Raw genomic sequence first — 16,911 nt, 5'->3', positions numbered from 1 at the left:
TAATGGAGAAATCTAATCGGTATGTTATACCTGAGAGAAGAGTGAGGAGTTATCCAAGGGTTGTAAAAGGAAAACCTCAAAAATACCCAAGAAAAAGCCAGTCAATCTCTTAACTGACTGGCATTACGACAGGATGTCGGGCTTTTTTATTATCTCAATTTTCTAAATTAGACTTGGATGAGCATCAAGAATACGAATTAAAGTTGCTGCAGGACCAGTCGGATAGCGACGGCCTTGTTCCCAATTTTGTAGAGTTCTCGCGCTGATATGCAAACGTGCAGCAAACTCTGCCTGGGTTAAGCCAGTTTTCTCACGTACTTCTTTAATATCCGGCAATTCAAGCGCTGTAACTCGACTGGCCTTTATCTCATTACGTTTGATAGCACCAGCTTCTTTGATTGAAGCAACCAGGTCATCAAATAAGTTGTTATCCATGAAATTGCTCCTTCACTAATTGACGTAGGATCGAGGTCTCTTTGTCGGTCAGATTATCTTTCACAGACTTTGGATAAGCCACTAGGAAAAAGATCTGATCATCCTCTGTGACCCAATAATAGATCACCCGGATACCACCACTTTTACCCTTATTACCTTGAGCACAACGTACTTTACGGATACCACCGCCATTCTTGATTAAGTCGCCTTTATCGGGCTGTACCAAGAGATCTTGCTGGAGCTGACGATACTCTTCATCACTCACAAGCTCTTTGATTTGCTTGGTAAAAATACTGGTTTCAATGAATAGCATAGGTTCAAGTACGTCAATGGCGTATAAGAATTTTAGCAGTTTTAGAACAAAAAAACGAGAGATTACAGCTCTCTGTTAGAACCCATTCAAAATGTCTATATTCTCACCAATAAAAATGTCCACTTTTAGAATATGCGCTTTTGCGATTTTCTTATCGGACGGTTTAATATGTTGGTGTCTATATCGGATAAACTAATATTCTTTGCATTACGTCTACTGATAAAAATATGTATAACGTTCATCCAAGTGAAAAACTAATTCACGCTTTCCGCCAAAAACCTTATCAGGGATGTTGTCCTACTCAAGCAGAGTTTTTATTTATTGGCTTAGATGCCAATTACGCTCCCAATATTGAAGAACAAAAAATATTTTCTAAAATCATTGAATATCATGAGGATGCTATTTCATTTTGGCAGAAATACAATGTACATCATCCTTTTTTATTAGATGGATATAAAGGAGATGGGCGAAAATATCATAAAGAATTTTCAAAAATTAGACTTTCTTGCAAAGATGCTTCTCGTATTTCATTTATCGAGCTTCTTCATCTTCCCACAACTGGTAGAAATGATTTGAAAAGCTCTGATCTTGATAAAAATCATCTACAATACATTCATAAAGCCATTTTTTCAGAACACACTAAAGCTGTATTTATCTCTGATGCTGTTTTTAAATTAATGAAAAAAACATCTATATTTTCATGGATGAATGATGCTAAACAAATAGAAGGACATACTCTTAAAGTTTTTCATGAAAAAAAACCTTTAATCTATAAGCATTTACATTTTTCAACTTATGGAAAGTTTCAAGCTCAAAAAGAGGAAGAGATAAAAGCAATTCATAATATTATTCTAAAATCAAACATCAGTGATTTAACATAAAATCTCTTATACGAAATTCAAATCCGCCCTAACTATGGTCGAATCTCTTTCAACTCACGTTGAATAAAATGCTGAATCATATCGCGGTATAAACGTTCCACAATATCTGCATTTACACCGTGCTCTGTGGCTTGTAGACGAATTTTACTAATCACCGCTTCGACACGTTCTGGTGATTGAACATCCTGTACTGAACGCTTAAAACGCACCGCTTGATCGACATAAAACTGACGTGCAGCAATGAGCTCAATAATTCCCTGATCAATTACATCAATCTGTGCGCGGGCTTGCTCTAATGACTCAACTTTTTCTTTCTTCATCTTCTCTGACTTCACTTTCAGCGGTGTTTTCACTTTTATACTTCTCTTCTAACACATTACTGAAAATACTTTCAATCATCCAAACGCGATATAAACTATTAAATACATAGCTTTGACCTGCAATACGTAATTCTAAAACAGGAAAATCGGGCTGTGACTTCATCTCACAGTGCATATCATTTTCTTTTAATTTTTCAGCAATATCCTCAGTGCTCAGTTCAGAAATCTCTAACTCATACTGTAAAGCCTGAAAATGTGCTTTGAAGGATAAATCACGCCCTTTGGTCCATACAGCCTCCAAAATGCGATACATCGCATCAATACGCTGCTCTTCGGGCGCACTGTAGTAAAGCTGTGACATAGCTAATGTCGCAGCTTCTGTAGGCCGGCAAAATGGCGTGAACTTAACTTCGGTCCGTTTAGACAGACGTGTTGCCAAACTCCAGTCAAACAAATCACGACCGTGATACGACAATGGATACACATTCAACTGAATATTATAATAGTCCGCCAATTCCTCACGAATATAAGCCAACAGTAACCATGAAATCGGATCTTCCATCGCGATGTAGAGATCAAGCTCAGGATCGAGTCCCTGAATTTCATTCAACTCTTCTGCATCACTGATCAGGTGCTCACGCCATTCAATATGATTGATCATAAAGATCGGGTTATCTGTCAGGAGTTTTTGTTGTTTTAAACGGCGCGTTAAACGCAGTAAATCATCTACAGCATGGTACTTACGTTCACCAAACTCAAAATAGCCCGATAAAATCGGGGTATCGGTAAAGATACGTTCAGGAAAATCTTGAGCTTTATGATGACGGCTGGCCATCGCATACAGTGTTCTCAGCTTGCCATACTGCTTTTGCCACAGCATGTGGAACACATCTTCAAGTAAATAAAGAAAATCTTGGCCGCGTAATGGCGTATTTTTTAGAATAATTTCGGCTTGTTCTAAAGCTTCGGCGGTCGGTTGTTCAGGTGTTTCATGAAAACTAAAACGATGCTGCCGCGCTAAAATTTGGGCATCATTCAGACAATATTGTTGCCATTCTATCGATGACATTTGATTAGGAGGTTCAGCACTCTGACGACAAATAATCACTTTCAGTGGTTTAATTTCATCACTGAGAATTTCTTCTAATTGAGGCAGTTGCTGCGCAGCCAAATAGCTATAAACATCATCCAGTCGAAGATAAACACTCAGACCTTGTTCCGTGGGTAACACCGCTTGTCGGGTCGGTTTCTGATAAAACCAACTCGATCGGATTGGATCGAACCAACGGCGTAACAGTGACATGCGTTTTTTGCCTCAAAATGATGAATTGTACCGAACCTGCCAGCACATGCTTAAAATTCAACTTCTATTATGAAGCTGTTTTAAATGAGATATAAGCCTTGTGCAAAACTTATATCAAGTCAGGGCTGAATGTTCAATGTTTAACAATGGATTAGACGTCTAGATTTAGGTCAGTCACCGCACCTTTTTCCGCACCAGAGGTCAACTTGGCAAATTTAGCCAAAGCGCCGTGGGTATAGTTTGGTTTCGGTTTGACCCAGGCCGCGCGACGTGCAGCAATTTCATCCTCAGCCACATGCCAAGTCATTTCACGGGTTTCAGCGTTAATTGAAATTTTATCGCCGTTTTTAACCAAGCCAATTGGGCCTCCTTCATAGGCTTCTGGTGTCACATGCCCAATCACAAAACCATGGCTGCCGCCCGAGAAACGCCCATCAGTCAACAGTGCAACAGATTGGCCTAGACCTTTACCAATAATCGCTGAAGTCGGTTTTAACATTTCCGGCATACCCGGCCCGCCTTTCGGCCCAACACCGCGGATCACCACCACTTCACCTTCTTGTACTTCGCCATCTAAAATACCGCGCATGGCACCCTGCTCACCCTCAAATACCCGCGCAGGCCCCTCAAAATACAGCCCTTCTTTACCGGTAATTTTAGCCACTGCACCCGTCGGCGACAAATTTCCTTTGAGTACCACCAAATGTGAATCCTTTTTAATTGGCGCATCAAACGGCAAAATAATTTGCTGTCCTTCAGGATAATCCTCTACATCGGCTAAGTTTTCCGCCAAAGTTTTGCCCGTAACGGTGAGGCAAGAACCGTCGAGCATGCCGGCATCCAGCATGCGTTTCATGAGCGGCTGAATGCCGCCAATGGCAATCAGTTCCGACATTAAATATTTACCCGATGGGCGCACATCGGCCACCACAGGAATATCTTTGCCAATACGCACAAAATCATCCAAAGACAGTTCCACGCCTGCGGTATGCGCCATGGCAATCAAATGCAGTACGCCATTGGTTGAACCGCCTAAAGCAATCAGCACTTTAATCGAGTTTTCAAAAGCGGCTTTGGTCATAATGTCGCGCGGCTTAATATCGAGACGCAGCAGGTTCATCACGGCTTCACCTGCGCGTTGGCAATCTTCAATTTTATCTGCTGAAACTGCTTCCTGCGCCGATGAACCTGGCAAGCTCATGCCTAAGGCTTCAATCGCTGAAGCCATCGAATTGGCCGTATACATACCGCCGCACGAACCCGGCCCCGGCAGCGCGACTTCTTCAATCTGCTTCACTTGAATTTCATTGATTTCGCCTTTGGCGTGCTGACCGACTGCTTCAAATACCGAAATCATATCGGTATGCCCTGCTCCGGGTTTGATGGTGCCACCATAAATAAACAGGCTCGGACGGTTTAATCGCGCCAAACCCATGATACAGCCTGGCATATTCTTGTCGCAGCCGCCTATGGCAATTACGCCATCATAGGCCTGACAGCCCAACACAGCTTCAATGGAATCGGCAATGATTTCCCGCGATAGCAATGAATACTTCATGCCTTCTGTACCGTTGGAAATGCCGTCAGAAATGGTGATGGTATTGAAAATAATGCCTTTCCCGCCTGCAGCATTCACCCCACTTTCAGCTTCACGCGCCAAGCCATCAATATGCATATTACACGGCGTGACATTGGCCCAAGTCGAAGCAATACCAATAAATGGGCGTTTAAAGTCTGCATCTTGGAAGCCCGTGGCACGCATCATGGAACGTGCAGGCGCATTCTCTATGCCTTCATAAACAGGAGCAGAATGTTCGCGGATATTATTTTTACTCATTGTTGTTCCTTGGCGATGGCTGATTTTGGCTTCAGCTTTGGCGGGTTCTTTTAAATTTATTGTATAGAAAGCGCTCGGCATGTAAAAGAAATTACATCTCAACAAAAAAGATTTTTAGCGCATGCAATACCATTCAATCACATGACAAAACGACATGGATGTCGCTGTTTTCCTGTATGGCAGGGATGCCATATCAGGAGAACAAAAGATTTTTGTTACTTTTGATCTTTCAAAAGTAAGGGATTGCCTACACAAAGCCATATAAATTATAGCTACTATTCGAGGCTGTCTTTTTAGAATTTTAATGACATCCACTAATTATTAAATTTTATTTATTTGCTTCAAGAAACATTATTTTTAATCAGATTAAGAAATCTATAACTTAGAATTATTGTCCCATTATTTCATTTAAAAGCTGATTACAGCGGAGTCTTACCTCTATAAAAGCTAATTTTCGGAGCTCGTATGTTACTTTTGTTTCGGCAAAAGTAACCAAAACCATTTGTCATCCGCAAAACTCGGCAACTGTTTGCAACTAAAAAAATGATCGCAGAAACATTCACTTTTAAATTACCGTTTACCTCAGACAGTTGCGGATGACATTTCCTCGTATCCAATGCAAGTTATGTAGATGTAAATTAAAAAAGCACCCCATGTGGAGTGCTTTTTAATTAAACATCTAAAGTTTAGATTTCACGTACTGCGCCTTTCGCCGCACTCGTGGTATGCATTGCATACGCTTTCAATGCTTTCGAAATTTTGCGTGGACGCTCTTCAACTGGATGCCAACCTTTGGCTTCTTGCGCTGCACGGCGAGCGGCCATGGTTGCTTCATCAACAGCAAGGTTGATGGTACGGTTTGGAATATCAATTTCGATTAAATCGCCATCTTCCACTAAACCAATTGCACCACCTTCTGCTGCTTCAGGTGAAACGTGACCAATAGACAGGCCTGACGAACCGCCCGAGAAACGACCGTCAGTCAATAATGCACATTCTTTGCCTAGACCTTTCGATTTTAAGTAGCTGGTTGGGTACAACATTTCTTGCATACCCGGACCACCACGTGGGCCTTCATAGCGAATCACAACCACATCACCGGCTTTGATTTCATTGCCCAAGATCGCCTCTACTGCTGAATCTTGGCTTTCAAACACACGTGCAGTACCGTTGAATTTCAAGATTGAATCATCTACACCCGCAGTTTTTACGATACAACCATCGAGCGCAATGTTGCCGTAAAGCACAGCTAAGCCACCGTCTTTCGAGAACGCATGTTCAGCATTACGGATCACGCCATTTTCACGGTCACCATCTAGTCGTTGGTAATATCGATCTTGTGAGAATGCAGTTTGCGTTGGTACACCGCCCGGCGCTGAACGGAAGAATTGGTAAACGTCTTCATTTTCAGTACGGATAATGTCCCATTTATCTAAAGCATCTTTTAAGCTTGCTTCGTGAACAGTACCTACAGATGTGTCCAATAAGCCTGCACGGTCTAATTCACCGAGAATGGACATGATACCGCCAGCACGGTGTACATCTTCCATATGTACGTCGTTTTTCGCAGGTGCAACTTTACATAGAACAGGCACTTTGCGAGATAAACGGTCAATGTCATCCATCGTGAAATCAACACCCGCTTCATTGGCAGCCGCCAACAAGTGTAGAACGGTATTGGTTGAACCACCCATCGCGATGTCTAAAGTCATGGCATTTTCATACGAGGCTTTGGTCACCATTTCACGTGGCAATACGCTGTAATCATCTTGTTCATAATGACGTTTAGCCAATTCAACAATTAAAGAGCCTGCGCGTTCGAATAATTTTTTACGGTTTGCATGTGTTGCCAGTGTAGAACCGTTACCCGGTAAAGACAGGCCCAATGCTTCTGTTAAGCAGTTCATTGAGTTTGCGGTGAACATACCTGAGCATGAACCACAAGTTGGGCATGCAGAGCGTTCGTATTCTGCTACTTCTTCATCAGTATAGTTGTCATCTGCAGCCACAATCATGGCATCAATCAAGTCGATCGCTTTGTCATTGCCGCGGATTTTGACTTTACCCGCTTCCATTGGGCCGCCAGAAACAAATACCACTGGAATGTTCAAGCGCATTGCCGCCATCAACATCCCTGGGGTGATTTTGTCACAGTTTGAAATACAGACCATTGCGTCAGCACAGTGCGCGCTCACCATGTATTCTACTGAGTCTGCAATCAAGTCACGTGAAGGCAATGAATACAGCATGCCGTCATGGCCCATCGCAATACCGTCATCGACTGCGATGGTGTTAAATTCTTTAGCAACACCGCCTGCTTGCTCAATTTGACGCGCCACAAGTTGACCAAGGTCTTTAAGATGAACGTGACCCGGTACAAATTGGGTAAATGAGTTCACGACAGCAATAATTGGTTTACCGAAGTCTTCATCTTTCATACCAGTTGCACGCCATAAGCCGCGCGCACCCGCCATATTTCTTCCGTGTGTCGATGTTTTTGAACGATAGTCAGGCATTTTATATTTCCAACAAAGTTTGAGCTTGAAATGAACCCTGCAGATTCACTCTGGCTAAATCATACTGACAATGATGTAAAATCAGTCGAATTTTAAACCTATCATACACCAAGCCATTGTTTTTAAAGATGGCTTTTTAAGCTGAGATTTGGGCAGATGGGTCTATAAATAAAACCGAGTGATTTGACGACAAAAATCTTTTAACTGAAATCTACTATACCGCCATCAAAGGCTGCACAATACAAAACTTTCATGAATAATTTTTAAATTTTATATAAATATAATTTATTTAAAAATTGCAAATTTGCGATTTTGGGTTATGAAATCATTGAGCTTGGACAGCTTCAAAGTTGCAAAAATCAATTTCTAATGTTCTAAATTACGCATTAATCATTTGCTATAATCCACATATTCAACACAGATTCGGTTCATTCATTTTGAAAATCATCTTTGCCGGTACGCCAGAATTTGCCGCAACAGCACTAGCTGCTTTGCTCAACACACAACATGAAATTGTTGCGGTATACACTCAACCTGACCGCAAAGCTGGACGTGGACAAAAACTCACAGCTTCTGCCGTAAAGCAATTGGCTTTAGAGCACCATATTCCTGTTTACCAACCCCTTCATTTCAAATCATCGACTGAAGAAGGTTTAGCCGCACAAGCGGAATTAAAGGCCTTAAATGCCGATGTTATGGTGGTTGCAGCCTATGGTTTGATCTTGCCGCAAGTGGTGCTAGATACCCCGAAATATGGCTGTCTGAATATTCATGGTTCATTGCTGCCACGTTGGCGTGGTGCAGCACCGATTCAACGTGCCATCGCAACAGGTGATATTGAAACAGGTGTCACCATTATGAAAATGGCAGCCGGACTAGATACTGGCGACATGATGTATAAAACCATCTGCCCGATTGAAGCAACGGATACCTCTGCAACTTTGCATGACAAACTTGCAGAGCAAGGTGCAACTGCAATTACTGCCGTTTTAGACACTGAACAAACATTGCAGCAATATTTAGACAGCCGTGAAGTTCAAGACGAAGCATTAACAGTTTATGCACATAAGCTATCAAAAGCTGAAGCAAAAATTGATTGGTCCATCGATGCTGTACAAATTGATCGTAACATTCGCGCCTTTAATCCGTGGCCGGTAGCATTTATTCAGTTGGATGAACAAAACAACTTACGTGTTTGGCATTCTGAACTTTCTGCTGTGTCTGCACCGAACGCTCAAGCAGGTGAAATCATTGCCATCGACAAAAAAGGCATACACGTTGCCTGTGCCAATGGCAGCGTGATTATTTTGACCTCTTTACAATGGCCAGGTGCTAAACCACTCAACCCTGTACAAATTTTACAAACCCAAAAATTGACTATTGGACAAATTTTATAATGAAGCAATCTCCCAACGCCTCGACCCGAGACCTTAATTTACGTGCTCAGGTAGTGAAGACGTTATTGGCTGTCCAAAATGGTCAATCGCTGCAATCGGTACTCGCGCAGCAAATGAATATCGTGTCAGATAAAGACCGTGCGTTATTCCATGAATTGGTGCTTGGTTGTTTACGTCAATGGTACGCATTGAAACAACTGACTTTACCATTACTGTCTAAACCTGTAGATAACCAAGTGGTTGAAACCTGTTTATACCTTGGTTTGTATCAATTGTTGTGTACCCGTGTCGCGGCTCACGCTGCAATTTCTGAAACGGTGGAAGCTGCAAAACAATTGGGTATGGGCAGTCTAAGTGGCTTAATCAACGCGATTTTGCGCCGCGCAACACGTGAAACAGAACAGTTCTACGATGTACTTGAACAAGCGACCAATTTACCAAGTTGGTTAACCAAACGTCTGAAAAAAGACTGGGGTGAACAATTTGATGAACTCAGTTATGAGCTTAAACAAATTGCGCCACTGACTTTGCGTGTCAATACACGTCAGGTCAGCCGTGACGAATACCTCGATATTTTGGAAGATGAAGGTATCGATGCGCATCGCTGTGAACTGTCTGATGTCGGCATTGTGATGGACGAAAGCCTACACATTCCAAGCCTGCCGGGCTTTGAAGCAGGTGGTTTTTCGGTACAAGATGAACATGCTCAGCTTTGCGCAACACTATTGCCAAATCTTGACGGTAAATTTGTGATTGATGCTTGTGCTGCGCCGGGTGGTAAAACAGCACACATTTTAGAGACCTTCCAACCAAAGAAACTCATCGCACTCGACCAAGATGAGAAACGTCTGAAACGTGTGGTTGAAAACCTTGATCGTTTGGATCTCGATGGTAAACATGTCGAAATCCAAACTGCCGATGCCGTCACCTATACTGCTCCTGAACTTGCTGATTGCATCGTGCTCGATGCGCCATGTACCGCTGTGGGTGTAATGCGTCGTCATCCTGACATTCGTTTACTACGTCAATCGGGCGACATTGCGAAAACGGTAGTGTTACAAAAGCAAATTTTGGAAAACATGTGGAAGCAGCTTAAAGTCGGCGGCACCTTGCTTTACATCACTTGCTCGATTTTAAAAGCTGAAAATGAACAGCAAATAGTTGAGTTTTTTGCTAATCATGCAGATGCTCAAGAAGTCAAAATTGAGGCAGACTGGGGTATGGAACAGATCCATGGCCGTCAACTTTTCCCAAAAGTCGGTTATGGTGATGGTTTCTATTATTGCCGTATAGTAAAAACGGCCTAAATCAATAAACACCTTTTTAGATGTAAACAATCATAAAAAATGCCCGATGATTTCATCGGGCATTTTTTTCGTCATTCTAAATTTAATCTTCAGCTTCGTCAGGATTTTTCACCAAATGAATCGTCGCTAAAAGTAAACCACCCCATAGCAAAACAATTGATAAAATCATCATGATCATTGCAGATGTATTCATATTAATTCTCCTCTGGACCTTTGTCTTTACACAAGCTTAATAGAACAGAACCCAATACAAAGAAGGCCAATACCGAACCACCCACCAACCAAAGTGTCGTTGCAGGATAACCGCCATAACCTTCAGTTGCGACAGCCTTAATCGTCAATACAAGTGCAACCAATAATGAAATTGGGGTGATCACGGTCAATAAGAAATTCCAACCTTGACCCAACTTGATACTTGAGTATTGATTTGCATGCTCTTGTAATTGTTTCATCAATGGACGATGGAACCACGACACCAAAATAATAGAGAGTAAACCACCACCCACGATCCCAATGTTATTGGCAAAGTAGTCAATGATATCAACAAAAGTAATGGCACTTTGTGTAGAGAATAAAAGTGTAGATACGATTGCTGAACCGCCCGCAACAATCGTTACAGCTTTATTTTTTGACCAACCCAATTTGTCTTGAAACGCTGCAATTGGCACTTGCAAGATACTCACCATAGAGGTAATCCCTGCAACCACCAACGAAGCAAAGAACAAAAAGCCAAACAAATCACCGCCTGCCCCCATACTCGAAATGATTTTCGGGAAGGCAATAAAGGCTAAACCAATACCACCAGATACTACTTCTTTTACAGGTACACCTGAACTTTGTGCCATGAAACCAAGTGCTGCAAAGACGCCAATACCCGCTAAGATTTCAAATGATGAGTTGGCTAATGCAACGACTACACCTGAACCGGTTAAGTTGGTTTTTGCTTTTAAGTAAGACGCATAGGTCAACATGATCCCGAAACCAATCGATAACGAGAAGAAGATATGACCAAAGGCTGCTAACCATACTTTATAGTCGGTCATCGCTTCCCAGTTTGGCGTAAAGAATGCATTTAAGCCTTCTGCCGCACCCGGTAGACGCAATGCTTGAATGACTAAAATGCTAAATAACACGATCAATAACGGCATAAAAATTTTATTGGCAAGTTCTACACCACGACGTACACCGCCATAGAGAATGAACATCACCACAGCCCAAACAATGACTAAACCAACAAATAAAGTCGGAACAAAACCAAATGTTAAGCCATCACCATTTTGTAGATAGGTTTTAAAGAAAAAGCTTTCCGTATCTGAGCCCCATTGTTGTCCAATGGCGTAATACATGTAACTACCGGCCCATGACAATACGCTGGCATAGTAGATCCCGATGATGAGTGTCACCATCACTTGCCACCAGCCTAATGCCTCACTGTTCATAAGTTTTTTATATGCAGTTGGCGGTGCTTTTCGGAATTTATGCCCCACTGCATAATCTAAGAACAATAAAGGCAAACCCGCTGCAAAAATTGCAATTAAATAGGGAATTAAAAATGCACCGCCACCATTTTCATACGCCACGTAAGGGAAACGCCAAATGTTTCCCAAACCTACAGCGGAACCAATAGCGGCAATGATAAATCCTGATCGTGCCGACCAGATTTCACGATTATCTGACATAGAACACCTAAACCTCAGGCATCTTTAACTGCTGCTTGTTATGGTTATATCGCGAGCAAAAAAAGAACCATAAAAATAAAATTCTGGGTGTTTGATCTGGTGAGATACCTTGTGAGCGTCTATACCAAATTGCAAACAGAAAAATCACATGCGCATTTTGGTTAAAAACACCACAAATAACTTTCCCTTTGTATGAATTAACAATACTCACTTTTTTTAAGTTTTTCTGTAATTTCTACGGCAAATATTCCATTTTTATAATGTGTTTAGGCTTAAATGTTCATTTAATCAGCTTATTTTTCATACAATTTAAGTTATTAATAATATAACTTTTAGGAATATTTTATTTCCAATTAAATTTTTAAAGTTATTTCACTCGATAATGTCCGGTAATTTGATAGGCATGCAAAAGATCTTCTTCCTGTGTGCCCTCTCCTATATTATGGATGATCAGCGGAACCCCGCTACCTTTCATTTTACGATCTGAAACCACACCGATATGCACTAAACCACGCCCTAAGTCCCAAGTGACAATATCACCTGCCAAATACTGCTTATCTTTGACTACATAGCCCTGGCGTTGCATCCAGGTTTGAATATTGGGAACACGCCGATGATCAATATTTTTATCAGTACTTTTTAAGCCCCATTTTTGTGGATACTGCTTAAAATTGGCTTTCATATCTTCATGAATGGTTTGTTGTAAATCAATCCCTTGCTGTCGTAATGCACGAATTACCACGTCGGTACAAACACCCTTGATTAAAGGGACATCTCCCATTGGATAACGCAGTGCAGTATACGCAGGATCATAATATAAGGTTTTCCCAATTTGACTGCGTGCATCCGTCACCATTTGAGTGGCGTTAAAGGCAAAGACAGCCATATTCACGGTCATCAAACTGACCAATAATAAAATTCGTTTCATTTTTCTTATTCACTTTAGATTTTTTGAAATGATTCAAAAACTGGGCTTCGAACAGATCCATACTGAACCAAGCCCAAGTTTAAACTGCTACAGTTTTATCGCCAATACGCGTTCTTCTTGCATATCTCGAATGGCAGACTGAATCCCTTCACGACCTAAGCCAGAATCTTTTACGCCACCATATGGCATGTTATCAACACGGAAAGATGGAATGTCATTAATAATCACTCCACCGACCTCTAAGTGATTCCACGCATACAACATTTTATTCAAATTTTGCGTATAGATGCCCGCCTGTAAACCAAAACGGCTGCTATTAATTTTGGCGATACCTTTTTCAAAGTTTTTGTATTTCTCTAAAATCGCTACAGGGCCAAAGATTTCATCTTTATACACTTCTAGCGATTCATCGACATTTTCTAATAAAATTGGATCGAGCAAAGCCCCCTGATGTTCACCACGAACCAAAGCTTTAGCTCCTTTTTTGACTGCTTTATCGACCCATTTATGCACGCGTGTTGCTTCTGCTTCCTTAATCATTGGACCGACCATGGTGCTTTCCAACTGTGGATCATCCGCTTTAAGCTGCTTCATTCTCGCCACGAGTTTTTTCTTCACATCGGCATAGATATCGGCATGCACCAAGATGCGTTGAACACTAATACACACCTGCCCTGCATGGTTATACGCCCCACCGACTAAGCGTTCAATAAATGCCGCTGAAATTTCAGTATCAGGCTCAACCAATACAGCAGCGTTGCCACCGAGTTCCAAAGTCACTTTTTTACGCCCCGCACGCGCTTTCATATCCCAGCCGACAACATCGGAACCGGTAAAGCTGAGCAGTTTAAATCGGTCATCTGTTACCAAGACATCTGCATGTTCACGTGGACAAGGTAAAACTGAAAAAGCACCTTTAGGTAAATCCGTTTCTGCCAAAACTTCCGCAATTTTTAAAGCTGAAATAGGCGTCAAACTTGCAGGCTTCAAAACAAATGGACAGCCTGCGGCAATGGCAGGTGCAATTTTATGCGCAGTCAGATTGATCGGAAAATTAAACGGGCTGATCAAGGATACAGGGCCTATCGGCACATGTTTGACCATGCCTTGATAGCCAGATGCCGCTGCAGTAACCGCCAATGGGATCATGCGACCATCATCCATCTGTGTGACAGCATCGGCAGCAATTTGAAAGGTATTAATTAAACGTTCAACTTCAGCAGCTGCGGCTTTACACGGTTTTCCACCTTCCGCAATTAAAATTTCAGTCAATTCTGCACGCATTTCATTAAAACGTTTAACACAGTGCAGTAAGATTTTTTGTTTTTGAAAAGGTTCCAATGCCGCCATTGCAGCGCTAGATTTAACCGCTGAATCAATGGCTTTTTCAATGGTTGCAGCATCTGCGAGTGCAACGCGTGCATATACGTCTTGGGTATATTTTTGATCCACTTCTAACCACTGATCGGTAGTCAATGCTTTACCTGCAACATAGAGCGGATAGTCTTTTATATCTTGTACGGCTTTGGACATGACGATATTTCCATGATCTTGAGACATTATTGATAAATGTGAATAAATCTATGCCCTCTATCATGCGCTGACTGAGCCCAGAGTTCACTATATTTAAGTAACAAAATAAACCACAAGCCTCAAACTCAGCTACCTAATTGCCCTGAATACCATCACTATTTTCAGATCTATGCTTGCACTGAAAACACGATGATCGAGTCTCTATATAACAATGACATTAAATTAGAAAGCTGTTTAAAATATTTAATTACATTATTTATCAAATCATTAATAAATTTTTCAAAGTTAAATTAATCAAAAAAAATATGAGTACAACATAAAAAAAGCCCATCAAATGACGGGCTTTTTAAATCTATGTTTTAGCTATACGAACGCTGTGTTTTCACTGAAGTCTTATTCACATTTTCTAAAGCGGCAACCTCTTCATCCGTTTGCGCTTTGCGAATAAAGAACACTGCAATCGCTGCGATGACTACTGGAATTCCCACGGCCATAAAGTTAATTTGATGTGGCAATTCTTGTGATAATAAATAGCCGATCAGAATCGGGCCAACAATCGCACCTGTACGACCGACTGCAGATGCCCATCCAATACCTGTCGAACGTACAGACAACGGATAGTACTGTGCAACATAGCTATAGAGTAAGATTTGAGAACCAATTGCTGATGCACCTGCGACTGCAACCAAAAGATAGATCACAGGCTGTGGTGAATTAAAGCCGAGTAAAGATAGTGCCACAGCACCTGCAAGACATAATGTAATGATCACCGGTTTTAAGTGGAATTTGTCCGCTAAAATACCGCCGCCAATCGTACCAATTACGGCACCAATATTCATCGCCAATAGGAAGGTCAAACTGCTACCTAATGAATAACCTGCGGCCATCATTAGTTTTGGTAACCAACTGCCTAATGCATAAAGCGTTAATAGACACATAAAGAAACACAGCCAAAACAACATCGTACTTACGCCACGACCTTGCTTATACAACGCTTTAACAGACGTTCCACCCGGAACCGCAACTTCAGTCAGTTCCAGTTGAGTATTTGCAGTCACGGTTTGTTCAGGTGCAATGGTTTGAATCATACGACGTGCTTCATCATGACGATTCACCTTCACCAAAAATGTGAGCGATTCAGGTAAAAATTTCCAAGCAAATGGCAACAGTAACAGTGGAATACCCGCAATGAAGAACATGATTTGCCAGCCATAATCCGCAGTAAACCATGAACCAAAGAGAGCCGCCATGATGCCACCCATTGCATAACCACTGAACATAGTGGTCACTAAAGTACTGCGTAGATGCTTAGGTGCATATTCAGATGTCAATGCCACAAGGTTCGGTAATACCCCACCAATGCCAAGTCCAGCAATAAAACGTAACGCGCCAAATTCCGTTGGATTTGATGCAAAACCGCCTAAAAATGTGAATGTACTGAATAAAAATACACAAATCATGATAACTTTTTTACGGCCAATCTTATCAGCCAAAGTACCAAACATCATGGCACCAAACATCATCCCTGCAAGTGCTGTACTCGCTAGCATACCTGCCTGAACAGCTGTTAATCCCCAATCTTTCATTAATAAAGGCAGCGCAACACCATTGATCGCTAAGTCGTAACCATCAAATAAAATAAGAATTAGACACCACATCATGATGCTGAAATGCGATTTTGTGAACTTAGCGTTATCGACAACGCTATTCACATTCATTGTGCTTGTAGACATTGAACCTCACCTCCAATTGTGAGTTTTATTTTTCGCTACAATGCCGTTTTTGAATGTAAATTGTCCAAAATTACAAAGGTATAGATCCATACCTTTCAGATATATCCATGTCGTTTGGGAATAAAATGTCATAAAAACTTAGATATTTTTGAAATATTTATACATAAAAAAGTCGATGGACTGTGGGTCTAGTTTTTATAATGATTAATTTTCAATGTGTTACTAGAAGCTAAATCACAATCAGACGATAGATTATTTGATATGAAAATTGTCAGAATAAAACTCAAATTTTATAGAAAAAAACCAGACTCTACGATCTAGGTCGTAGATTTCTAAATCATAAGGCATCAGCCATCACTTAAGTCGATAATTAGGCATTTAAACTGTTGTTTTAGCTGACTTACATTCAGGTTTTCCGACATTTTTAAGCTGAGAATTCCTTCAATTGATGATTTTTAAATGCGTTTATTGTCTAATAATCATCCATGTTTAAATAATTCAAGCCACAATCTATCAATATTTTTATCATCTCCCTGTTTTATGCTTCTGCTTATCTTCTTTTCCCCTTTTCTCCACACATAAAAAAACACCCCCTGCACTAGTCAGGGGGTGTTTCGAATAATGAGCTGGCGATGACTTACTCTCACATGGGTAACCCCACACTACCATCAGCGCTAAGAGGTTTCACTTCTGAGTTCGGGAAGGGATCAGGTGGTTCACTCTTGCTAT

At 41.3% G+C, this 16,911-nt stretch carries 14 protein-coding genes and 1 rRNA gene; 3 read left to right on the top strand and 12 right to left on the bottom strand.

Annotated elements, in window-relative coordinates:
• Window positions 1-162: 162 nt before the first annotated feature.
• Both nadS and FTT98_RS15210 read right to left on the bottom strand, forming a co-directional pair.
• The gene (gene nadS, locus FTT98_RS15215; protein WP_130114462.1) at window positions 163-435 is read right to left on the bottom strand and encodes a NadS family protein; all 273 of its coding nucleotides are present in this window, start codon (window positions 433-435) and stop codon (window positions 163-165) included.
• Window positions 428-748: a type II toxin-antitoxin system RelE/ParE family toxin gene (locus tag FTT98_RS15210; RefSeq protein ID WP_000897309.1), complete on the bottom strand. Its 321-nt coding sequence runs from the start codon at window positions 746-748 to the stop codon at window positions 428-430. The genes nadS and FTT98_RS15210 overlap by 8 nt, the downstream gene beginning before the upstream one ends.
• A 227-nt stretch (window positions 749-975) precedes the next feature.
• Here FTT98_RS15210 and FTT98_RS15205 point away from each other — a divergent pair, with 227 nt between their 5' ends.
• Window positions 976-1,629 carry a hypothetical protein gene (locus FTT98_RS15205; protein WP_005086345.1) on the top strand — a complete coding sequence of 218 codons (654 nt, stop codon included), beginning with the start codon at window positions 976-978 and terminating at the stop codon, window positions 1,627-1,629.
• A gap of 32 nt (window positions 1,630-1,661) precedes the next feature.
• On the opposite strand, the gene FTT98_RS15200 is transcribed toward FTT98_RS15205, so the two are convergent.
• The 4 genes from FTT98_RS15200 to ilvD (FTT98_RS15185) form a co-directional block, all read right to left on the bottom strand.
• Entirely contained in the window at window positions 1,662-1,949 is a 288-nt protein-coding gene (locus FTT98_RS15200) for a chorismate mutase (RefSeq protein WP_078191648.1), read from the bottom strand.
• Window positions 1,930-3,252 (bottom strand): hypothetical protein, encoded by a 1,323-nt coding sequence (locus FTT98_RS15195; protein ID WP_180177516.1) that lies wholly within the window; start codon window positions 3,250-3,252, stop codon window positions 1,930-1,932. Before FTT98_RS15195 ends, FTT98_RS15200 begins: the two co-directional genes overlap by 20 nt.
• A 151-nt stretch (window positions 3,253-3,403) precedes the next feature.
• Window positions 3,404-5,089, bottom strand: coding sequence for a dihydroxy-acid dehydratase (gene ilvD / locus FTT98_RS15190; RefSeq protein WP_180009589.1), 1,686 nt, complete (start codon window positions 5,087-5,089; stop codon window positions 3,404-3,406).
• A gap of 686 nt (window positions 5,090-5,775) precedes the next feature.
• Window positions 5,776-7,605, bottom strand: a complete 1,830-nt coding sequence (ilvD, locus tag FTT98_RS15185) for a dihydroxy-acid dehydratase (protein ID WP_111885144.1) — start codon at window positions 7,603-7,605, stop codon at window positions 5,776-5,778.
• A gap of 437 nt (window positions 7,606-8,042) precedes the next feature.
• Between ilvD (FTT98_RS15185) and fmt the strand changes: the two genes are divergently transcribed.
• Entirely contained in the window at window positions 8,043-9,002 is a 960-nt protein-coding gene (fmt, locus tag FTT98_RS15180; RefSeq protein WP_180135686.1) for a methionyl-tRNA formyltransferase, read from the top strand.
• Window positions 9,002-10,309 carry a 16S rRNA (cytosine(967)-C(5))-methyltransferase RsmB gene (gene rsmB / locus FTT98_RS15175; RefSeq protein WP_180170366.1) on the top strand — a complete coding sequence of 436 codons (1,308 nt, stop codon included), beginning with the start codon at window positions 9,002-9,004 and terminating at the stop codon, window positions 10,307-10,309. The genes fmt and rsmB overlap by 1 nt, the downstream gene beginning before the upstream one ends.
• A gap of 82 nt (window positions 10,310-10,391) precedes the next feature.
• Here rsmB and FTT98_RS15170 read toward each other — a convergent pair whose 3' ends face one another.
• The 6 genes from FTT98_RS15170 to rrf all read right to left on the bottom strand — a co-directional run.
• Window positions 10,392-10,502: a methionine/alanine import family NSS transporter small subunit gene (locus FTT98_RS15170; RefSeq protein ID WP_180005359.1), complete on the bottom strand. Its 111-nt coding sequence runs from the start codon at window positions 10,500-10,502 to the stop codon at window positions 10,392-10,394.
• Window position 10,503: 1 nt separating this feature from the next.
• Window positions 10,504-11,988 carry a sodium-dependent transporter gene (locus FTT98_RS15165; protein WP_180005360.1) on the bottom strand — a complete coding sequence of 495 codons (1,485 nt, stop codon included), beginning with the start codon at window positions 11,986-11,988 and terminating at the stop codon, window positions 10,504-10,506.
• Window positions 11,989-12,355: 367 nt separating this feature from the next.
• Window positions 12,356-12,886: a DUF1287 domain-containing protein gene (locus tag FTT98_RS15160; protein ID WP_373685143.1), complete on the bottom strand. Its 531-nt coding sequence runs from the start codon at window positions 12,884-12,886 to the stop codon at window positions 12,356-12,358.
• Window positions 12,887-13,003: 117 nt separating this feature from the next.
• A complete protein-coding gene (locus FTT98_RS15155) occupies window positions 13,004-14,449 on the bottom strand; it encodes an aldehyde dehydrogenase family protein (RefSeq protein WP_180005362.1) in 1,446 nt (481 codons plus the stop codon).
• A 359-nt stretch (window positions 14,450-14,808) separates the two neighbouring features.
• Window positions 14,809-16,182 (bottom strand): MFS transporter, encoded by a 1,374-nt coding sequence (locus FTT98_RS15150; protein ID WP_180041594.1) that lies wholly within the window; start codon window positions 16,180-16,182, stop codon window positions 14,809-14,811.
• A 624-nt stretch (window positions 16,183-16,806) separates the two neighbouring features.
• Window positions 16,807-16,911 (bottom strand): 5S ribosomal RNA (rrf, locus tag FTT98_RS15145); the annotation flags it as partial.

Source organism: Acinetobacter sp. YH12039 (genome assembly GCF_013420015.1).
GTDB lineage: Bacteria > Pseudomonadota > Gammaproteobacteria > Pseudomonadales > Moraxellaceae > Acinetobacter > Acinetobacter amyesii.
The sequence above is the reverse complement of the archived record's forward strand: the minus strand, read 5'-3'. Positions and strand labels throughout refer to the sequence as shown.